We start from the raw sequence: 20,635 nt of genomic DNA, 5'->3' as shown, positions 1-20,635 counted from the left end.
ACGGTTTGTCTCAAATTATTTTTTTATAGTGTGGGTTCTGGCATGTTAAGTATAAATTAGCCTAAAAATAGCCCAACTATGCAATACAATAAATTATTACTAATAAGCGCATGTTTGCTCGCAACACTATTTGTAAGCCCTTTAGTTCAAGCTTCAGAACCCCCAACAATTTTATCAATGAAAGAGCGCGCTGCGTTTATTAATAAAATAACTGAGCTTAGGGTTAACACCTTAATGCCCTCGTTAATGAAGCAGCACAACACTGATATGTGGCTTCTTATAAGCCGCGAATACAATGAAGATCCAATATTAAAAACAATGCTGCCTGCAACATGGTTCTCAGCCAGACGCACTACTATTTTGCTATTTGCGCTTAATAAACAAGGTGGGGTTGATGCTTACGCTATTGCACCTTATAAAATAGGTAATGTATTTAAAAAAGGTTGGGATAAGCAAACACAACCTAGCCAGTGGCAGGCACTCAATACGCTTATTGAGCAATACAAACCTCGCAACATTGCGCTCAATACTTCTACCGACTGGGCACATGCCGATGGCCTTGTGCTAGGCGATTACAAAACCTTAATGGCTAACTTGCCCGCCACTTATCACAATAAAATAATTTCTGCAGAGCCGCTTGCTGTCGCGTGGTTAGAGCAACGCATTCCTGAAGAAGTTGAAATGTATAAACATATTGTGGCTATTGCCCATCATATTATTGCAGAGGGGTTTTCGGGTAAAACAATTACGGTGGGTAAAACAACTAGCGATGACTTGGTATGGTGGTTTAGAGAGCGCGTAAAAGAGCTAAAACTACAAACATGGTTTCACCCAAGCGTTGCTATTCAGCGCGCCGATGCGAAGTCGTTTAATCATGAAGAAAGCTTTACCAATGGCTACGATGATAACGTTATACAAGCCGGCGATTTACTTCATGTCGATTTTGGTATTACTTATTTACGCTTAAATACCGACACGCAGCAGCATGCGTATGTGCTCAAAGAAAACGAAACGAGTGCGCCTAATTACTTAGTTGAAGCACTAAAAAGCGGTAATAAACTACAAGATATATTTACCAATCAATTTGCGGTAGGAAAAACAGGTAATGAAGTGTTAGCTGCAGCACGAAAAGCCGCTATTGCTCAGGGATTAAAGCCCACTATTTATACTCATCCTCTTGGCTATCATGGTCACGCTGCTGGTACTACATTAGGTATGTGGGATTCTCAGCAAGGTGTACCGGGAGATGGTGACTATCCGCTGCATTTAAATACGGCTTACTCTATTGAGCTCAACAATGCGGTGTTTATAAAACAGTGGAACAAAGAAATAAGAATAATGCTAGAAGAGGACGCTATTTTTGATAAAAGCGGTGTCTGGTATTTAAATGGCCGACAAACACAATTATTGCTTGTAAAATAAAGCAAAAAAAATGGCGCTCACTGAGCGCCATTTTTAATTTAATTCGTTGCTATTATTCTGTATCTGGCAGGTTACGGCCATAGAATATTTCTTGCATTTCACGGGTCAGTTTTGAGCGAATTTCGTCTTCTTCGCCCTCTGATAAATCTGCCGTAGAAAGGCCGAATAAATAGGTATTTAAGTCGGTTTCTTTTAACATCATTTTGGTATGGAACAGGTTTTCTTGATACACGTTCACGTCCATCATTTGGTACGCTTCTTTAGTATCTTCTGTCATGAAGTTTTGAATCGAGCTAATAGCATGATCAATGTAGTGCTTAACGCCATTTATGTCGCGGGTAAAACCACGAACGCGGTAGTCAATTGTTACCACGTCTGACTCAAGGCTATGAATTAAGAAGTTTAACGCTTTAAGTGGTGAAATAATGCCACAAGTAGACACTTCAATATCAGCACGGAATGTACAAATACCATCATCAGGGTGAGCTTCTGGGTATGTGTGTACACAAATATGGCTTTTATCTAGGTGCGCAACAACTGAATCAGGTAATGGACCTGGCGCTTCGTCAGCATCGTAATTTTGCTGCTCTTCTACTGGTTCTTCTGAAACCAAAATAGTTACACTAGCGCCTTGTGGTTCATAGTCTTGGCGCGCTACATTTAAAATGTTAGCGCCAATTATATCAACAACTTCACCTAAAATGTCGGTTAGTCTATCTGCACTATACTGCTCATCGATATATTCAATATATTCTTTACGTTGTTGCTCGGTCTTTGCGTAGCAAATATCGTAAATACTAAAGCTTAAACTTTTGGTTAAATTGTTAAAGCCATGAAGTTTAAGTTTATCGAAGGGTTTGTTCATAATAAACCAACCTATAAATTAGTGAACTCTGCACCTGCAGAATGAAAAGTTCGCGGATTTTATACGAATTTTCCTTATGGAAAAAGCGTTATTTTGCTTGATCTTGCACAACTTCGTGGCTATGCGTAATTTCTACTGTTTTATCAAGCATTAATGCAACCGAACAATACTTTTCAGCAGAGAGGGAAACGGCGCGTGCAAGGTGTTTTTCAGAAACATTATTACCTTTAACAACAAAGTGTAAGTTGATTTTAGTAAATACGCGTGGGGCTGTTTCGGCACGCTCTGAAGTAAGTTGAACCTGCACGTCTGAAAAATCTTGTTTGGCTTTCTTTAAAATACTGACAACATCGACTGATGAACAACAGCCAACCGACATTAAAACCATTTCCATAGGGCTTGGCGCGGCACTATCGCTACCAGCGTCAAAAACAATATTATGATTAGAATTAGAACGACCGATAAACGTATCGCCCTCAACCCATTTTACATTTGCTTGCATGTGCTTATCTCAAAAAAATATTTTCTTGATTGTAAGCAACTTAGCCGCAGTTGCAAATGAAAATGTACTAGGCGGCTATATAAGCAATTGATTAATACTGTTGCGAGACTGCATTATCGAATAAGTTTTTAACTAAACCAGCAAATTCATCTATAAATGCATGCTGCTCAACCGTGACAGGCTGTGTGGTGATACTACTGAGGACTTCTTCTAAATCGTAAACTATGCCGTCAACTTCGCGTACAATTAAGCTACGCTGCTCTGTATTAAGCTCTGTGTGCTGCTCACAAATAAGCATAACATTTTGCGCAATGACGTCTTCAATTAATTCCATTACTGTTGGGGCACCTGGTTTTATCTCGCCTGGCTTCTCAAACAATGCTAAATTTTGAGTTAGATACATGATCAAATCATCGTACCCTTGCCTATCTAAAACCATTTTTTATACCACCTTAAAATAATTAATTGCCATGATTTAATCAGAAAGCGACGCGAATTACTAGCTTTGCACGATAGCAATACAAAAAAAGCAGCCGAAGCTGCTTTTATAGTTATTAAGTAGTACTTAATCTATTTTTAAACCTGGACTTAGCGTTGCTGGCATCGCTACTTTTTCAAGCTCAACTGAAGCAACTGGGTATGCACAGTAATCAGCAGCGTAATACGCGCTTGCTCTGTGATTGCCCGACGCACCAATACCACCAAACGGTGCTGCACTTGATGCGCCAGTAATTGGGCGGTTCCAGTTAACAATGCCGGCACGAATACGACGTAAAAAGTGGTCATAATCTGCTGCACTATCACTTAATAAACCAGCCGATAAACCAAAGGTTGTATCGTTTGCTTTATCAATTGCTTGGTCAAAGTCGTCAAAGCGGAATACTTTTAAAAGTGGTCCAAAATGCTCTTCATCTGGGAAGTCACTAATGTTTGTACACTCAATAATACCTGGTGTTACAAAGCCTGTATTGGCTGTGTGCTCAAGTTCTACTAATACTTGAGCGCCAAGTTCAACAAGCTCGTTTTGCGCTTTAACCATGCCTGCTGCTGCCGCTGATGAGATCATAGAGCCCATAAATGGCTGGTCTGCATCATCGTAGTTGCCTACTTTAATCGCTTTAGTTGCAGTGATAAGGCGCTCTAAAATTGCATCGCCTTTGCTACCTTTAGGTAAAAACAATTTACGTGCACATGTACAACGCTGGCCGCTTGAGATAAACGCTGATTGAATAATATCGTGAACAACCGCTTTAGTGTCTTCAACGTCAGTAATAATAAGTGGGTTATTACCACCCATTTCTAGCGCTAAAATTTTACCCGGTTGACCCGCAAACTGTTCATGTAAAATATGACCAGTACGCGAAGAACCCGTAAAGAACAAGCCATCAATCCCTTTGTGAGCAGCAAGGGCTTTACCCGTTTCTACTTCACCTTGAACTAAGTTAATTACACCGGCTGGTAAGCCTGCTTTTTCCCACAGTTTAAGCGTAAGCTCAGCAACTTTAGGAGTCAGTTCAGACGGTTTAAATACAACCGTGTTACCTGCTAAAAGTGCTGGCACAATGTGGCCATTAGGTAAGTGACCCGGAAAGTTATACGGACCAAATACGGCTACAACCCCATGTGGCTTATGACGAATCATCGCACGGCCAAGTGGCATTGCGTTTTCTACGTCGCCAGTGCGCTCTAAAAATGCTTTTTCAGAAATGGTAATTTTACCAACCATAGCACCCGCTTCTGTGCGCGTTTCCCACAGTGGTTTACCAGTTTCTTGTGCAATAGTAATAGCGAGCTCTTCGCTGTTTTCTTTTAATTGCGCTGCAAATGCTTTAATTATTTCTAAACGCTCAGTAAAGCTTTTATCAGCCCATGCGTAAAACGCTTCGCGCGCTGCATTTACTGCGGTGTCTACTTGCGCCGCAGTTGCTGATGATGCCTGCCAAATAACGTCGTTATTTGCAGGATTTACTGAATTAAATTCTGTGCCTTGGCCTTGTGACCATTGACCATTAATAAATTGTGCAGGATGAGTCATATACTTTCTCCTAAATTAAATCGTGGTTGCACTAACAATATCGCCAGCTTGCAAATGCAATGCATCTGCTATTTCTTGCGATAAAATAAGGCTTTTTGCGCGCTCGTCAAATATCATTGGCGCAACAGTTGCTCTAAAATCTTCAAGCTTTTCGTTCGCTAGTAACACCATGGTGTCGCCAGTCATTTCACCAATTTCAACGTTAAAGTGATTTGCATTACGAATCGTCGCAATGTTATCTACTTTTGCTTCAACCGTTGGGCCGCCGTCAAAAATATCTACGTAGCCATTAAACGTAAAGCCTTCGCTTTTTAATAACTCGATTGCTGGGCGAGTGTTGTCGTGTACTTTACCTATTACGGCTTGCGCATCTTTACTTAGCAAGTTTACGTAAATTGGGTATTTAGGCATTAATTCAGCAATGAAAACCTTTTGGCCAATACCTGTTAAGTAATCGGCTGTAGGAAAGTCCATTGAGAAAAAGTGCTCTTCAAGCCACTGCCAAAAAGGGCTACTGCCGTTTTCGTCAGACACACCGCGCATTTCTGCGATCACTGTTTGTGCAAAACGCTCTTGATGCTGTTTTATAAACATAAAGCGCGCTTTCGAAAGTAGCTTACCGTTACAATTTTTACGATAGCCATCTTTTAAAAACAATGTGCAAAGCTCTGTAGCACCTGTGTAGTCGTTACATAGCGTTAAAATATCAACCGCTTTGTAGACGTTTAATGTACGCGAAGAGTGAATCACTTTACTTAAGTGATAATGATAAAATGCATCATCAAGCCCTACCGCAGCTTCAATTGCAGACGTACCTACAACGTCACCGGTTTCGCTATCTTCAAGAACAAACAGGTAGCCTTCGTCACCAGGTTGTGACGTTTGTTTAGCAAAAGAGCTTACTGAATGGTCGATCTTTTTTTGCAATAGTTCTTCGTTTAATGGCAAAGACGTAAAACCATGCCCTGATTCGTGGGCAATTTTCAGTAATGCTGAATAATCATTTTGCTGGATTGGGCGAAGGATCATCATGAGTCCGCTTGCTCCCTTATAAATAACGGTAAATAGGAATTGCAGGGCAAGCGGTGCTTGCCCTTAATTGGTTGGCTTAAGTCGCTTATGCGTTTACTACGCTTGCTACTGCTTTTTCAAAGCGCGCCATACCTTCGCGAATGTCCGCATCAGGAATTACTAAAGATGGAGTGAAACGTACTACATCCGCACCAGCAACTAATGACATAAGACCTTGCTCAGTACCTGCCACTAAAAACTCTTTTGCACGACCTTTGTATTGCTCGTTCACTACTGCACCAATTAATAAACCTTGGCCACGGATTTCGCTAAATACGTTGTATTTTTCGTTAACCGCGCTAAGTAGTTCATTAAATAATGCGGCTTTTGCTTTTACGCCAGCAAGTACTTCAGGCGTATTTACCGTATCAAATGCAGCTTCTGCAACAGCACACGCAAGCGGGTTACCGCCATAAGTAGAACCATGTGTGCCTACTTTAAGGTGCTGTGCAATTTCAGTTGTTGTGATCATAGCGCCAATAGGGAAACCGCCGCCAAGTGCTTTAGCGGTAGTTAAAATATCAGGTACTACGTTTAAGCCTTGGTATGCATATAAATCGCCAGTACGACCAACACCTGTTTGAACTTCATCAAAAATAAGCAGTGCGTTATGTTTAGTACATAAATCACGAACGCCTTGAGCAAACCCATCAGTTGGTGAAACAATACCGCCTTCACCTTGAAGAGGTTCCATCATTACGGCACATGTTTTGTCGCTGATAAGCGCTTCAAAAGCAGCTAGGTCGTTGTAATCACAATGTACAATGTCGCCTGGCTTAGGACCAAAACCATCAGAATATGCAGCTTGGCCGCCAACAGTTACGGTAAAGAATGTACGACCGTGGAAACCTTTGTTGAACGCGATGATTTGTGATTTTTCTGCGCCAAACTTATCAAGTGCAAAACGACGCGCTAATTTAAGCGCGGCTTCGTTTGCTTCTGCGCCAGAGTTGGCAAAGTAAACTTTTTCAGCAAATGTCGCATCAACCATTTTTTTAGCTAGGCGAAGTGCCGGCTCATTGGTCATTACATTTGATAGATGCCAGATTTTTTCGCCTTGCTCTTTTAATGCGCCTACTAATGCAGGGTGGCAATGGCCAAGACAGTTAACGGCAATACCACCAGCAAAGTCGATAAACTCTCGACCTTGTTGATCCCATACGCGAGAGCCTTCGCCTCGAACAGGAATTACGCTTGAAGGTGCGTAGTTAGGAACCATTACGTGATCAAATAATTCGCGATTGACTGTCATTTTATTTCCTCTTAATTGTGAGCAACACAAAACATCAAAATAGGTGTTTGGTTACTATTTGTAACCAATTTTATAGGCAAGATCAGTAACCTGATAATTGCGCAAAATTGCTTTGTGGTTCAATTTTCAGACGCACATTATTTCAGAATTACTTAAATCTGTCTCGTTAAAAACTTTCATGTATCCCTTTAAAATAAAGGGCTAAAGATATTATTTCATAGATAGTGAATAACTATTTGCATAGTCAATTATGCTCATTTTTAGACAACTAACCGCATGAGCACTGAGGCGCACACACTTTAAGTGTTAAATATGCAATATAACAATAGAGTGAGAATGAATGATTAGTCGCTAAAAAATTAACAAAAATTTTAAGTTTTTAGTCAATTTGAATAGCTAGATTGGTAAAATTACTTGTTTCGAGGGTTTTTAGTTCCGTTTTAGTGAACTTAAAGTACGAAAACCATGCTGTTGTTTCATCAGATTCAATAAGCTGGTGTTCTTTTAAATTTAGATATTGAGAGTAACAACGCGCTTTTAACATTACCTCGGTTAAAGGTAGCATTGTATCGCCCTTATCGACTCCATTAACCAACTGCTGCATGACCCCTTGAAACGGCAAATACTTAAATTTCATCTTCTCAATAACTTTAGCGCTGATAGCTAAAGATTGGTTATTAAGTAACGTAGTTAAAAAAAGCGGGTCGGGTTTTAATTCTAATAACGCAGTGTGCAAGTCTTTGCGCTGCTCTTGGCGCGCTATTTGTACTTTACGTTGCCATACTTGCTCAAAAGTTTTTAAATATAAACGCACTAATGCGATTCGCCCTACATCTAAAAGCATACCAAGGGTAAATGCATGAATATCGTTTACATTGTTAATTTGCGCTATTTTTTGTGCTGCAATCGCATTAGCCATTGCACTATCACGTAGCCTGCGCTTTAGCAGTGAAAATGGTTCAGTACTGTGTGGCATCCAATGACGTACTGCAAAAGTAGGTATGACTAACTGTAAATTATCAAGGCCAATGTAGCGCAGAGCAAGCGCGGGGCTATCTACTTTTACTGAGGTGTTTTTACTACGCTGTTTTCGATAGTAAGGTAAATTAACGAGTGTGACTAACTCACGCCCAAGCCAGCTTAAATCGTTTACTAGAGGCTCTAGCCGCCCTACAGTTGCAGACTTAACCGCTAAAAGATCAAGAATAGTTGCAATACCATCTTCAATCCCTAACGTATTTAGGATTACGGCATCCATGTCGCTTAGTTGCTTAAAAATAGCTGTTTCTATTGCTTTGTGAAGTACTTCACTCGCCTGAGCTCGATACTTATGATGCGCAGTACTGCTCTGCTGACGTTTATGTTGTGCTGCGACCTCAACTTGAAGCAACGTACGTTGCTTCATTGGCTCGCCATATTCTATTTCTAATGTATGAATAAAACCAATTTGCTGATGCGCAAAGCTATGACCAAGCAATAAATCATGTGCTCGTTGGTCAAGTATTTTAGCTGTTCGTTGTTGCGCTACAAGTTCAGTCATAACATCCATTCATTAGTAAATATAAAATAAGTATCGGTATTAAAAATTAGAAGCGCATTAAAAAGTTATCAAGCAGTGCTAATCCTTGTTCAGTTAAAATAGCTTCAGGATGAAACTGCACTCCCTCTATCGCTAACTCTTTATGGAGTAACCCCATAATTTCGTCAAATTCACCTAATTTGGTTTGACTCCACGCGGTTACTTCAAGCTCTTTAGGCAGTGTTTGTGCTTTAACGACTAAAGAGTGATAACGACATACCGTTAATGGGTTGGCTAAACCTTTAAATACACCTTTATTGGTATGAACGATGGGCGATGTTTTACCGTGCATAATTTTTTTAGCACGAATGACATCACCACCCAAAGCTTGTGCGATGGTTTGGTGTCCCAAACAAATGCCTAAAATTGGGTATTGCCCTTTTAGCTGCTCAACCACGCTTAACGATATACCAGCTTCGTTAGGTGAGCAAGGACCCGGCGATAACACGATGTGTTTCGGGTTTAACTGTTTTATTTGTGCAATGCTTAGCTCGTCATTACGTTTTACTAAAACGTCTTGATCTAAACGCTGAAAATATTGCACTAAGTTGTAAGTAAACGAATCGTAGTTATCGATCATTAACAGCATTACACAACAGACCTTATAAATTATTGACCACTACTTCACACAAGTGGCACTAAGCGCTGCATTCTACCACTATTAATTAACCAATATAAATTAGCAAAAAGCGTTAAAAACTTGCTCTTTTAACTAAAATAGCAGCTCAAGATAGATTTATTGCCTAGAGTTCAGGTTACTTAAGTTTAATTCCACTCATAGTCGCTTAACTTCTGTGGTTATTCTACTTTCTCGCATCTTGAGTAATAATATCGAGCCCTAAGCTTTTCACGAGTAGTTAATACGACTATTTCAGCTGTATACCCCAGCCATAAATTATTGACCGCTAAAGTACGTGCGTTTATCGATCATTTTATTGCCTGCTTTGGTGAAGTCCCTTATTAGAAAAAACAATAACTGCTAAAAAGTAAAAGCGGTTGTTTGCGCTATATCAAATTAAGTTGGCAATGGTTGATTTATGATTGTTTAAACCCCAGTGTATTATGTGAAGGTAATAATTCACTTAAACAACTCACTTACTTGTGAGCTCATTTATATCCTATTAAGGAGCGAATATGTTAGGCGAAGACCACTCATTAACAAACGACTTTCCAGATCATTTAAATGCCATTGCAACACTCAATACTGACGATTCTGAATTTGCCGAAAAGGCAACACAATACGATAAGTTAGACAAAGAAATAAGAGTATTGGAGCTTAAAGATGCGCCAATTAGCGATGAACAAATGCATCAATTAAAGCATGATCGCTCAGAATTAAAAGATTGGCTATACCAGCGTTTACTTCAAGTCGAACAACACTAAAAAGTAAAAAAGAGTTCGCTGTAAACAGTGAACTCTTTGATCGTCTTCAATCAAAAATCTATATTACTTTACAAAATCACCCACTGGATTCATAAACACATTAGCAGGGCTTTAAAGTTGTCATAAAGCGCGCACTCAGCAGTCCACGTATAGGTGTATTCATTATAATTCACCTAATTTAAGCTGTGCTAAAACACTATCTAATGTATCAACTAGTTGTTGGTTTTTAGTCTCGTTTAATGCATCTATATGTGGCGGTGCAAAACGCTCAGCATCGTTATCAAAATACAAACCTGTGCCGTTGTTAAATTCATCGCTAAGCGCAGCACGATAAAAAATATCAGCTCCTAGTTTTAGATCTCCACCGTCTAATCCGTATGCATCTTTAACCATTTTGCTACCCAGTAACGATTTTGGATTTACTGATACAACTAACGGGCCTACCTCTTTTAATTTAAGTCCTAGATAGCGCGACCACATCGTAATAGCTAACTTACTTTGTGCATAAGCGTCACCATCCGAAAGCGCCTTATTACCAATAAGTGCATCAAGGTTAACGCTTGATTGCGCGGCCGATGATACGTTAACTACACGCGCATTTTTATTTAATAGTGGTAACAGTAATTTAGTCAGTAAATAAGGTGCAAATGTATTTACGGCAAAACGCGCATCAAGGCCATCAGGTGTTATTACGTTCTCAAGCTTGAATACACCAGCGTTATTAATAAGTACGTCAATTTGTTTATGATCTGCGCTTATCTGTTCTGCCAAATAATGTACCTGTGACATTTCGCTTAAATCGGCCACATAGCTTTGAGTACTTGCTTGCGGATAATGCTCGTTTAACATTGTCTGTACATTATTTAGCTTTTCTATATTACGACCATGCAGTAATACAGTGTGACCTTGGGCTAGTAACATTTTTGCCGTCTCTAAACCAATGCCATCTGTTGCACCGGTGATTAAAATGATTTTTTTCATGTGTATGCCCTCTCAGTGCAACATTAAAGTAGTTAACCTGGACTCTAGATAATAAATATCTTAACCAGGGTTGTGGTTAGTTAAAGCCCAGTTACAGTCTTAAAGTAAATTATGCAGCTATCGTAGCACCCCAATACCGTCGTGATAATTAGCCATGTAATAGAATCAGTTTATAAAATAAATTGATAAAGCGAGGATCTGATGAGCGAATGTTTTTTATTCTTCTATTTGAATTTTGCTCTAATCATTACTATTGTTTTTACACTCCCTTAATAGTAGTATTTATCATATAAATATACTTTTCGAGAAATAACATGAAAGTTTTAGTTACTGGCGGCATGGGTTATATAGGTAGCCACACATGTATTGCATTGCATGAAGCAGGTATTACGCCTGTTATTTATGATAACTTGTCTAATGCAAGTTCGCGGGTACTTGACCAACTCGAAAAGATTACAGGTACTCGGTTTGAGTTTATATTGGGTGACATACAAGACGAGCAACAGTTTAAGCTCGCTCTAAAATACACTAAAGCCGAAGCTATCTTTCACTTTGCAGCTTTAAAAGCCGTTGGCGAATCTACCGAGCAACCGCTGCGTTATTATCAAAATAACGTGTCGGGCACATTAAGCATGCTACAGAGCATGCAAGAGGCGGGCGTTAACCATATTATATTTAGCTCATCGGCTACTGTGTACGGCGAGCCAGACTACCTCCCTATTGACGAAAAGCATCCTATACGCGCAACTAACCCCTATGGTTGGACTAAAGTCATGGTTGAGCAAGCCATGCAAGACGTATGTAATGCCAATAGTCAATTTATGGGCATTGCGCTTCGTTACTTTAACCCAGTAGGTGCACACCCAAGTGGTTTATTAGGCGAAAGCCCTAATGGTATTCCTAATAACTTAATGCCATTTATTGCCCAAACAGCAGTAGGTAAGCGCGACGTGGTAAATATTTTTGGTGACGACTACGACACCGAAGATGGCACCGGTGTGCGCGACTATATTCACGTTTTAGATTTAGCGAAAGGCCACGTTGCCGCTTTTATGCAGCACAAAACAGACACCGCTTTTCATGCTTATAACTTAGGCACAGGGCAAGGTTATTCTGTGCTTGATATGATTAAAGCATTTAGCGCATCAGCCAATAAAGATATTCCTTATCAAATTACGCCGCGCCGAGCAGGTGATATTGCCTGTAACTACGCCGATGCCACAAAAGCGCAAAACACACTTAACTGGCACGCAGAACTAACACTTACCGACATGACAAACGACACATGGCGCTGGCAAACTAATTACCCAAGTGGGTTGGAGAGTTAATATGGCTTTATTAGAAAGTACTCACAGACGTAAAAATCCGCTAACGGGTCGTTGGGTATTAGTGTCACCACATCGTAATAATCGCCCATGGTTAGGCGCAACAGAAGCTGTTAACGAAAACGTATTACCAAAACACGATGAAAACTGCCCACTTTGTCCTGGCAACACCCGTGCAAATGGCGACAGTAACCCAGATTACAAATACACCCATGTATTTAGAAATGACTTTGGCGCACTCACACCTAATGCCAGCGAGCAATTACAAGGCTTAGAGTCAGACAGCGATTTATTTATTGCCGATGAAGCCAGTGGCGAATGCCGCGTAATTTGTTTTTCTCCAGAGCACAATAAAACACTACCAGAGCTTAGCCAAAATGCATTGCACGAAGTAGTAAAAACGTGGAAACAAAATTACACAGAGCTTGCACAGCAGTACGAATGCGTACAAGTTTTTGAGAATAAAGGCGAAATCATGGGTTGCTCGCAACCTCATCCTCACGGCCAAGTATGGGCGCATTCGCATTTATCAACGGAAATAGAAGCCGAAGATAACCAGCAGCTTACCTATTATAAAAAGCATGGCACAGCCTTGCTTGCCGATTACGCGCAAAAAGAGCAAGCAGATCAAACTCGTGTAGTATTTGAAAACGAGCACTGGCTTGTGGTTGTGCCATTTTGGGCTGCATGGCCGTTTGAAACAATGCTAGTAACTAAAGATAACATTCAAAACTTTAGCCAGCTAAACGATGCACAAACCGACTCTTTAGCTCAGGCTCTTAAAGTATTAACCACTAAATACGACAACGTATTTAATTGCAGCTTCCCCTACTCAATGGGTTGGCACAATGCACCGGCCAATAGAGGCTCTGATGAGCAGCACTGGCGCTTACATGCACATTTTTATCCGCCGCTACTTCGCTCTGCTACCGTTAAAAAACACATGGTAGGCTACGAAATGCTAGGCGAAAGCCAACGCGATTTAAGCGCAGAAACCGCCGCTTCTATTTTAAAAGCAGCCAGTACCACACATTATAAAGATACAGCAGGACACATAGATGAAGCTTAACGAATTCCAACAACAATTTTTGTCACTGTATGGCGCGCCTGCACAAGGTATTGCTGCCGCCCCTGGGCGTGTAAATCTAATTGGTGAATTTACTGATTACAACGATGGCTTTGTTTTACCGTGTTCGTTAGCATTTCGTACCCAAGTTATGTTTAAACAGCGCGACGATAATATTATCACTGTGCGCTCTTTAAATTACCTAGGCGAAAAAGACAGCTTTAGTGTTGATGAGGCAATCAGCGAAGGCCAATCGCAATGGGGTAACTATATTCGCGCGGTGGCTTTTGTACTTAAACGAGCAGGCCATACATTACGTGGCGCCGACCTACTAATTGACAGCAACTTACCGCAAGGCAGTGGCTTGTCGTCATCGGCTGCACTCGAAGTTGCTGTTGGCGGTATGTTTAACCATATTGCACAGCTTGGTTTACCACCAGAGAAAATTGCGTTATTTGGCCAAGAAGCCGAAAACGACTTTATGCATTGCCAATGCGGTATTATGGATCAGCTTATTTCGGCTAAAGGCGAGAATGGTCACGCACTTTTAATTGACTGCGAAAACTTAGCGACTACGGCAGTAAAAGTACCAGATGATTTAAACATTGTTATTGTTAATTCAAACTACCCGCGTAAATTAGTTGATAGCGAATACAACCAGCGCCGTATTGACTGCGAACAAGCTGCTGTAAAAATGGGTGTAGAAACACTTCGCCAAGCCACCATGGCTGGCCTGCAAGCAGTAAAAGCGACATTAAGCGAAAACGAATATAAACGTGCACACCACGTAATTAGCGAAAACGACCGTGTAATTGCAGCAACTACTGCACTGCAAAATAACAATATGGATGCACTTCGCACGCTAATGGCTGCATCGCACCAATCGCTTAAACACGACTTTGAAGTAACCGTACCTGCAACCGATGGCCTAGTAGAAATTTGTAAAGAAGCGATGGGCGAGCGTGGCGCAGTTCGTATGACGGGTGGCGGCTTTGGTGGTGCTATTGTATGTTTGTGTCGCGATGCGGAAGTACCACTAATTAAAGCTGCGGTAGAAAAGCATTACTTTGAGCGTTTTAGCCTAAATGCTGATATTTACGTATGTTCAGCGGGTTCAGGATTACAAATTACGTCTTTTTAAATAAACTTAAGGAATAAGCATGGCAAAGGTTAATTGGGGAATTATTGGGTGTGGCAATATAGCTCACACCTTTGCTAAAAGCATTGCGCATTGCAGTGATGCACAGCTTATTGGCGCTGCATCAACGAGTATGCAGCGCGCTAAAGAATTTGCCACACCGTACAATATTCAAGGCTATGAGAGCTATCAAGCTCTTATGCAATGCCCAAATATAGATGCTATTTATATTGCCAATACGCACGATCAACACTTTAAAACTATCGCCCAATGCTTAAAACACAATAAGCACGTGCTAAGCGAAAAACCAATTACCGTTAATGCTAAGCAATTGCAAAACCTCACTGAGCTTGCCAGGCAACAAAACTGCTTTTTAATGGAAGGCGTTTGGATGCGGTTTTTACCAGCCATAGTAAAATTACAACAACTCCTAAATGAAGGTGTTATTGGTAATGTGCACAGTGTTAATGCCAACTTTAGTTTACCTGGCAGCTTTACCGACACTCACCGGTTAATGAACCCTGTAACAGCGGGTGGCGCCCTGCTCGATTTAGGTATTTATCCTATTTCGATTGCTGATGTGGTATTTAATAAAACCCCTGAACACATCAAATCCTTTGTACATAAAAGCACAACCGGCGTTGATGAGCGAAGCACTGCTATAGTTGATTACGGTAACGGGCAATTTGCATCTCTTGCCAGCGCACTGCAGCAAAACGGCCCAACAGAAGCATGTATTAATGGTGAGCTTGGCTATATTCGAATACCTCAGTTTGTAGGTGCACAAACGCTAGAGCTACACATAAACGACCAAGACCCGCAATACTTTGAATACGACTTTAGTGACGATGAAAACTTTAAGTTTGAAATTGCACATGTCACGCAGTGTATATTACAAAAACAAACCCAAAGCAGCGTATTACCACTGGGTACTAGCTTAAGAATTATGAACATAATGGATACCTTACGAGCACAATGGCAGTTGCAATATAGCAATGCCGTCGAGTCGGCTGAACTGATAAATTAAAAAATAAAAATACACAACAAGGACACACAATGACACACACACTCAAGGCGCTTTCAAAAGCTATATTACTTGCTACGTGCAGTTTATCTGCCAGTGTAGCTGTTGCTGAATCTAATAAACCAGAGCAGCTATACCCGCCAATCACTAGCGAAGTACTCCCAGAACTTGCAGCTAAAGGTAGCTACAATGTAGGTGTGCAAACACTTGATTTAATTAACCCTGCGCAATTTGACCCCGCCACACAAGGCCAAAAAGATCGTCCTTTAAAAGTAGAAGTGTGGTATCCAGCTGCAAATACAGCAAAAGCAGCACTTACCAGCTACACAGATGAAACTCGCTCAGGTAAAGAGTTTACTTTGCAAGCCGATGCAATGCGTGATGTCGCCATAAATAGTAAAGAGCACTACCCTGTCATTGTGCTTTCGCACGGTTATACCGGTTACCGTACAATTATGTACTACCTTGGCGAGCACTTAGCGTCGCACGGTTACATAGTTGTAGCGATTGATCATACTGATTCAACTAACGCAGATGTTGATTTTAAAAATGCGCCGTTCTCTGGCTTTTTCAGTACGCTTATAAATCGCTCTCGCGATCAGCAGTTTGTTATTAATTACTTCAACGAGCAAAATAACTTTGCAAGTAAGCAAGTAGATAACAAAAGCGCTGGTGTAATTGGTTACTCAATGGGTGGCTATGGCGCGGTAAATACGATAGGTGGTTGTTACGCTTTTAATGAGCAAACTACGGCCATGTTTACGGGTATGAAAGACCCAGCTCAAATTAAACAAGTACAGCAACTACTCAACAGCTGCGCTGGTGGGCAATACCAAAACCCGAAAGTAGACCCACGCATAAAAGCCATGGTTGCCTTTGCACCGTGGGGCGGACAGCACGCTATATTTGATGCCAAAGCAATGGCAAATATTAAAGTACCTTCGCTTTATATAGCCGGTAACTTAGATGATATTTCAGGCTATGAAGGCATTAAAAACCTTTATAACCAAACAGGCAGCGAAGATAAGTACATGCTTACTTACAAAAATGCGCGCCATAATATTGCACCACACCCAGCCCCTGCTATTGCACAAAGCAGCAGTGAGTTAGATATAGGCCATTACTACGAGCCATCGTGGTCTATGCGCACACTAAACGAAATCAATAAACACTTTGTACTTGCTATGATGGATTGCCACGTAAAAGGTATAGCCAGCGAGTGTAAATACTTAGATTTACCACAAAACGGCGACCAAGCTGTTGTTGATGGTAAGCCACTACCACAGTGGCACGGATTTGATAATCGCTTTTCCACTGGTATGGATTGGCAGCAAGCTAAACCACACGTTAAGTAACTGAGCTCTGGATAATAAATCTATCTCAAGCAACTATTTTCAGCGTTAATTGCGTTGAATTTACTTGCAATAGTCCGTCAGATTTCAAGTTAAGTAACTCACTAAAAGCGACTGTTTCTCTTAAATAGTCGCGCTCGCACTTAAAATTGACTCGAAGTAAAACGCCCTGCTTTTTAAAAGTTATCAATAAAAACAGGCGAGTTTACTTTTTAGTAAGATATTTTAAGAAAAAACCATTGCCATTAGCTAACGTTAAAGGCAATCTAGCTATATATAAGATAAATAATATTAATAAATATGTCCAAATACATACTCTCAATTGATCAAGGAACCACAAGCTCTCGTGCCATCTTGTTTACAAAAGATGCAGACGTTTTTGGTACAGCACAGCAAGAATTTCCTCAGCATTTTCCACAGAACGGCTGGGTTGAGCACGATCCTAACGATATTTGGCAAACAGTGCTTAGCACTAGTCGCGAAGTACTCGCTAAACAAGATGTAAAGCCTGAAGAAATTATCGCTATAGGTATCACTAACCAACGCGAAACCACCCTAGTATGGAACAAAAAAACAGGCAAAACGATTTATAACGCGATTGTTTGGCAAGATAGACGCACTAGTGACTATTGCGAAAGCCTTACTACCGATGAACTTTGCCAAACTATTAGCGAAAAAACAGGCTTGCTACTTGACCCTTATTTTTCAGCCACTAAAGTTCGTTGGATTTTAGATAATGTTGAAGGCGCACGCGAACAAGCCCTCGCTGGCGAACTGGCTTTTGGTACGGTTGACACTTACCTACTTTGGCAACTAACAGGTGGTAAAGAACATCGCACTGATGCAACGAATGCATCCCGTACTATGTTATTTAATATTCATACCCAGCAGTGGGATCAAGAGCTTCTAGAGTTATTCGATATTCCAGAATCTATGCTGCCAGAAGTAATGGACTCAGCCGACGAATTTGGCTCAACGAGCGCTGATATTTTTGGTGCACCAATTCGTATATGTGGTATTGCTGGTGATCAACAGGCAGCCCTTGTTGGTCATGCATGTTTTGAGCAAGGCATGGCAAAAAGTACATATGGCACTGGCTGCTTTTTAATGCTTAACACCGGCGAAAAAGCACTGACCTCAGAAAACCGCTTACTGACTACTGTTGCCTATAGACTAAACGGCAAACCAACTTACGCCATTGAAGGCAGTATCTTTATGGCTGGCGCGACTATGCAGTGGATTGTGGAAGGCTTAAAACTACTTAGCCATGCTGGCGAAAGTGAATCGATGGTTAAAGATGTCCCCCTCGATCATGGTGTATTTTTAGTACCTTCGTTCACGGGTTTAGGTGCTCCTTATTGGGACCCAAATGCACGTGGCGCTATTTTAGGCCTTACACGCGACTCAGGAATTAGCACTATTGTTGCGGCTGCTTTGCAATCAGTGGGTTATCAAACCAAAGATTTACAAAAAGCGATGGAGCGTGATGGCCTTCGCCCAAGTGTGCTTCGTGTAGATGGCGGCATGGTAAAAAACAATTGGGTTATGACCTTCCTATCAAACATTTTAGGTGCAACAGTAGAGCGTCCAACGGTGACCGAAACCACCTCTTTAGGGGTCGCTTATTTAGCAGGCTTACAAACCGGCGTTTACGAATCAACTGAGCAGTTATCGAAAATGTGGACATGTGACCGTCGTTTTGAGCCAACTATGAGTGCCGACGAGCGTAATGATTTATATGCAAAATGGCAGCACTGTGTAGCTCAAGTGTGCTTAACAAATAAAAATTGCCCGTAGTAAATACTAAGTGGCTAAGGCTAATACTTTAGTCACTTTGTCTTTTTTAACTTAGCTAAATGCTCGATTTAAAAGGCACACTTTACTGCTCCAAATTGAAAGTGGATTCGCGTCAAAATTAACAAATAAAAAACTGGGTTTTCTATTGTCAAATGAAAACAGCAGCTTTATGATGCTATATGTATTATTTATATTATAAATAAAAGGGTGCTCGGTGAAATTAGCAGATAACGAATATGACTTACTAGTCATCGGTGGCGGCGTAAACGGCACAGGCATAGCAGCAGATGCTGCTGGTAGAGGACTTAAAGTACTTTTGTGCGAACAGTCAGATCTAGCTTCTGCAACGTCTTCAAACAGCTCCAAGCTGATCCACGGTGGTCTGCGCTACCTTGAGCACTACGAATTTAGATTAGTAAAAGAAGCCTTAGCCGAGCGAGAAGTGCTGCTTAAAAATGCCCCTCACATTATGTGGCCACTTACGTTTAGATTACCCCATCAAAAGCATTTACGCCCTGCATGGATGATCCGCATTGGCTTATTTATGTATGACAACCTAGCGAAACGAGTTACGTTACCTGCATCGAAGAGCATTAAATTTGGCGAGCATAGCGTACTAGAACCTTCAATTACTAAAGGTTTTGAATACGCTGATGGCTGGGTTGATGACTCTCGCTTAGTTATTTTAAACGCCCTTGCAGCGCAGCAAAAAGGCGCAGTAATTGCCACACAAACTAAATGTGTCAAAGCGCATCGTGAGCAAGATAAATGGCAAGTAACGCTTGAGCAACAAAGTACAAAATCGCATTACAGTATTGCTGCTAAAGGCATTGTAAATGCAGCGGGCCCTTGGGTTGCTAAGCTTTTTGATGAAGCACTCGAAGAAAAATCACCACAAAATATTCGCCTTGTAAAAGGCAGCCACATTGTCGTGCCACGCATTCATAACGAACCGCAAGCTTATATTTTACAAAACAAAGATCAGCGTATTGTGTTTGTTATTCCGTTTGAAGATGATTACTCACTTATTGGCACGACTGATGTTGAGCACAAAGGTGAGGCACAAGACGTTAAAATTAGTGAAGAAGAAATCGATTACCTTATCGAGATTACTAATAGCTACTTTAAAACTCCGATTAAACGCCAAGATATTGTGCATACTTTTTCAGGTGTACGTCCATTACTTGATGATGAATCAGTTAATGCACAAGCCGTTACTCGCGATTATAAACTAGAGCTTTCGAGTGATGCTAAACAAACACCTCTACTGAGTGTGTTTGGCGGAAAAATTACAACTTACCGTAAACTTGCCGAAGCTGCGGTTAACAAGCTTGAAGACTTTTACCCGCAAATGAGTGAAGCTTGGACTAAACATAGTGCGTTACCAGGTGGCGATTTTAGCTCTGTAGAAGCACTTAAAGCGCAATTACAAACAACCTATAATTGGTTACCAAAAATACTGCTAAATCGCTTTGTACGCACCTATGGTACGCGCACTATAAATATTTTGGGTGATGCAAAACAACTAAGCGATTTAGGTCAAGATTTTGGGCATAACTTATTTGCAGCAGAGGTCGATTTTTTATTAAATGAAGAGTGGGCACAAAACGCATATAACATATTATGGCGCCGCACAAAGTTAGGACTGCGCTTTAGTGAAACCCAAACTACCACCCTTAATAATTATATTGAACAAAGCAAGGCGGCCAAAATTGCTTAATAACCGCTAAAGAAATTGGCTGCAATAGCCCTAAAAGCTTTCTACGAAACCCCTTTATAATTTAATCATTATGAAGGGGTTTAATTTTCTCGGTTATATAATACCAATCCGCAATAACACTTG

Annotated in this window: 18 protein-coding genes; 9 read left to right on the top strand and 9 right to left on the bottom strand. The window is 40.9% G+C overall.

Annotated elements, in window-relative coordinates; translation table 11 throughout:
- Nucleotides 1-78 precede the first annotated feature (78 nt).
- Nucleotides 79-1,422: a M24 family metallopeptidase gene (locus NRL14_RS09210; protein WP_306724501.1), complete on the top strand. Its 1,344-nt coding sequence runs from the start codon at nt 79-81 to the stop codon at nt 1,420-1,422.
- Nucleotides 1,423-1,474: 52 nt separating this feature from the next.
- On the opposite strand, the gene speD is transcribed toward NRL14_RS09210, so the two are convergent.
- The 8 genes from speD to NRL14_RS09170 form a co-directional block, all read right to left on the bottom strand.
- Complete coding sequence (gene speD, locus NRL14_RS09205) at nt 1,475-2,287, bottom strand: adenosylmethionine decarboxylase (RefSeq protein ID WP_007376266.1); 813 nt, start codon at nt 2,285-2,287, stop codon at nt 1,475-1,477.
- Nucleotides 2,288-2,375: 88 nt separating this feature from the next.
- Nucleotides 2,376-2,789 (bottom strand): OsmC family protein, encoded by a 414-nt coding sequence (locus NRL14_RS09200; protein WP_306724500.1) that lies wholly within the window; start codon nt 2,787-2,789, stop codon nt 2,376-2,378.
- 91 nt (nt 2,790-2,880) lie between these two features.
- Nucleotides 2,881-3,228 carry a DUF3802 family protein gene (locus NRL14_RS09195; RefSeq protein WP_007376264.1) on the bottom strand — a complete coding sequence of 116 codons (348 nt, stop codon included), beginning with the start codon at nt 3,226-3,228 and terminating at the stop codon, nt 2,881-2,883.
- A gap of 126 nt (nt 3,229-3,354) precedes the next feature.
- Complete coding sequence (gene astD / locus NRL14_RS09190; RefSeq protein ID WP_306724499.1) at nt 3,355-4,824, bottom strand: succinylglutamate-semialdehyde dehydrogenase; 1,470 nt, start codon at nt 4,822-4,824, stop codon at nt 3,355-3,357.
- Nucleotides 4,825-4,839: 15 nt separating this feature from the next.
- The gene (astA, locus tag NRL14_RS09185; protein WP_007376262.1) at nt 4,840-5,856 is read right to left on the bottom strand and encodes an arginine N-succinyltransferase; all 1,017 of its coding nucleotides are present in this window, start codon (nt 5,854-5,856) and stop codon (nt 4,840-4,842) included.
- An 85-nt stretch (nt 5,857-5,941) separates the two neighbouring features.
- A complete protein-coding gene (locus NRL14_RS09180; protein ID WP_306724498.1) occupies nt 5,942-7,147 on the bottom strand; it encodes an aspartate aminotransferase family protein in 1,206 nt (401 codons plus the stop codon).
- A 379-nt stretch (nt 7,148-7,526) separates the two neighbouring features.
- On the bottom strand, nt 7,527-8,687 hold the full coding sequence (locus tag NRL14_RS09175; RefSeq protein ID WP_007376260.1) for an HDOD domain-containing protein: 1,161 nt from the start codon (nt 8,685-8,687) through the stop codon (nt 7,527-7,529).
- Between the two features lie 46 nt (nt 8,688-8,733).
- Nucleotides 8,734-9,315, bottom strand: a complete 582-nt coding sequence (locus NRL14_RS09170; RefSeq protein ID WP_149605728.1) for an aminodeoxychorismate/anthranilate synthase component II — start codon at nt 9,313-9,315, stop codon at nt 8,734-8,736.
- Between the two features lie 545 nt (nt 9,316-9,860).
- Here NRL14_RS09170 and NRL14_RS09165 point away from each other — a divergent pair.
- Nucleotides 9,861-10,109, top strand: coding sequence for a YdcH family protein (locus tag NRL14_RS09165; protein ID WP_306724497.1), 249 nt, complete (start codon nt 9,861-9,863; stop codon nt 10,107-10,109).
- Between the two features lie 162 nt (nt 10,110-10,271).
- On the opposite strand, the gene NRL14_RS09160 is transcribed toward NRL14_RS09165, so the two are convergent.
- Nucleotides 10,272-11,090, bottom strand: coding sequence for an SDR family NAD(P)-dependent oxidoreductase (locus NRL14_RS09160; RefSeq protein ID WP_306724496.1), 819 nt, complete (start codon nt 11,088-11,090; stop codon nt 10,272-10,274).
- A gap of 314 nt (nt 11,091-11,404) precedes the next feature.
- Between NRL14_RS09160 and galE the strand changes: the two genes are divergently transcribed.
- From galE to glpD, 7 genes are all read left to right on the top strand, one after another.
- A complete protein-coding gene (galE, locus tag NRL14_RS09155; RefSeq protein ID WP_306724495.1) occupies nt 11,405-12,418 on the top strand; it encodes a UDP-glucose 4-epimerase GalE in 1,014 nt (337 codons plus the stop codon).
- Between the two features lies 1 nt (nt 12,419).
- A complete protein-coding gene (locus NRL14_RS09150; RefSeq protein ID WP_306724493.1) occupies nt 12,420-13,484 on the top strand; it encodes a UDP-glucose--hexose-1-phosphate uridylyltransferase in 1,065 nt (354 codons plus the stop codon).
- Nucleotides 13,474-14,622: a galactokinase gene (gene galK / locus NRL14_RS09145; RefSeq protein WP_306724492.1), complete on the top strand. Its 1,149-nt coding sequence runs from the start codon at nt 13,474-13,476 to the stop codon at nt 14,620-14,622. Before NRL14_RS09150 ends, galK begins: the two co-directional genes overlap by 11 nt.
- A gap of 19 nt (nt 14,623-14,641) precedes the next feature.
- Entirely contained in the window at nt 14,642-15,646 is a 1,005-nt protein-coding gene (locus NRL14_RS09140) for a Gfo/Idh/MocA family protein (RefSeq protein ID WP_306724491.1), read from the top strand.
- 29 nt (nt 15,647-15,675) lie between these two features.
- On the top strand, nt 15,676-16,998 hold the full coding sequence (locus tag NRL14_RS09135) for a dienelactone hydrolase family protein (RefSeq protein WP_306724490.1): 1,323 nt from the start codon (nt 15,676-15,678) through the stop codon (nt 16,996-16,998).
- Between the two features lie 297 nt (nt 16,999-17,295).
- On the top strand, nt 17,296-18,792 hold the full coding sequence (gene glpK / locus NRL14_RS09130) for a glycerol kinase GlpK (RefSeq protein ID WP_306724489.1): 1,497 nt from the start codon (nt 17,296-17,298) through the stop codon (nt 18,790-18,792).
- Nucleotides 18,793-19,006: 214 nt separating this feature from the next.
- A complete protein-coding gene (gene glpD / locus NRL14_RS09125) occupies nt 19,007-20,512 on the top strand; it encodes a glycerol-3-phosphate dehydrogenase (RefSeq protein ID WP_306724488.1) in 1,506 nt (501 codons plus the stop codon).
- Nucleotides 20,513-20,635 lie beyond the last annotated feature (123 nt).

This window comes from Pseudoalteromonas sp. 20-92, from assembly GCF_030847595.1.
In the GTDB taxonomy this organism is placed as follows: Bacteria; Pseudomonadota; Gammaproteobacteria; order Enterobacterales; family Alteromonadaceae; genus Pseudoalteromonas; species Pseudoalteromonas fuliginea.
The sequence above is the reverse complement of the archived record's forward strand: the minus strand, read 5'-3'. Positions and strand labels throughout refer to the sequence as shown.

Excerpts from the sequence above, each read along its gene's own strand:
- NRL14_RS09180 (WP_306724498.1), bottom strand. The coding sequence starts at position 7,147 with ATGACAGTCAATCGCGAATTATTTGATCACGTAATGGTTCCTAACTAC.
- NRL14_RS09195 (WP_007376264.1), bottom strand. The coding sequence starts at position 3,228 with ATGGTTTTAGATAGGCAAGGGTACGATGATTTGATCATGTATCTAACT.
- NRL14_RS09170 (WP_149605728.1), bottom strand. The coding sequence starts at position 9,315 with ATGCTGTTAATGATCGATAACTACGATTCGTTTACTTACAACTTAGTG.
- NRL14_RS09175 (WP_007376260.1), bottom strand. The coding sequence starts at position 8,687 with ATGACTGAACTTGTAGCGCAACAACGAACAGCTAAAATACTTGACCAA.
- galE (WP_306724495.1), top strand. The coding sequence starts at position 11,405 with ATGAAAGTTTTAGTTACTGGCGGCATGGGTTATATAGGTAGCCACACA.
- speD (WP_007376266.1), bottom strand. The coding sequence starts at position 2,287 with ATGAACAAACCCTTCGATAAACTTAAACTTCATGGCTTTAACAATTTA.
- NRL14_RS09200 (WP_306724500.1), bottom strand. The coding sequence starts at position 2,789 with ATGCAAGCAAATGTAAAATGGGTTGAGGGCGATACGTTTATCGGTCGT.
- astA (WP_007376262.1), bottom strand. The coding sequence starts at position 5,856 with ATGATGATCCTTCGCCCAATCCAGCAAAATGATTATTCAGCATTACTG.
- NRL14_RS09140 (WP_306724491.1), top strand. The coding sequence starts at position 14,642 with ATGGCAAAGGTTAATTGGGGAATTATTGGGTGTGGCAATATAGCTCAC.
- NRL14_RS09150 (WP_306724493.1), top strand. The coding sequence starts at position 12,420 with ATGGCTTTATTAGAAAGTACTCACAGACGTAAAAATCCGCTAACGGGT.
- NRL14_RS09135 (WP_306724490.1), top strand. The coding sequence starts at position 15,676 with ATGACACACACACTCAAGGCGCTTTCAAAAGCTATATTACTTGCTACG.
- astD (WP_306724499.1), bottom strand. The coding sequence starts at position 4,824 with ATGACTCATCCTGCACAATTTATTAATGGTCAATGGTCACAAGGCCAA.
- NRL14_RS09160 (WP_306724496.1), bottom strand. The coding sequence starts at position 11,090 with ATGAAAAAAATCATTTTAATCACCGGTGCAACAGATGGCATTGGTTTA.
- NRL14_RS09165 (WP_306724497.1), top strand. The coding sequence starts at position 9,861 with ATGTTAGGCGAAGACCACTCATTAACAAACGACTTTCCAGATCATTTA.
- galK (WP_306724492.1), top strand. The coding sequence starts at position 13,474 with ATGAAGCTTAACGAATTCCAACAACAATTTTTGTCACTGTATGGCGCG.
- glpK (WP_306724489.1), top strand. The coding sequence starts at position 17,296 with ATGTCCAAATACATACTCTCAATTGATCAAGGAACCACAAGCTCTCGT.
- NRL14_RS09210 (WP_306724501.1), top strand. The coding sequence starts at position 79 with ATGCAATACAATAAATTATTACTAATAAGCGCATGTTTGCTCGCAACA.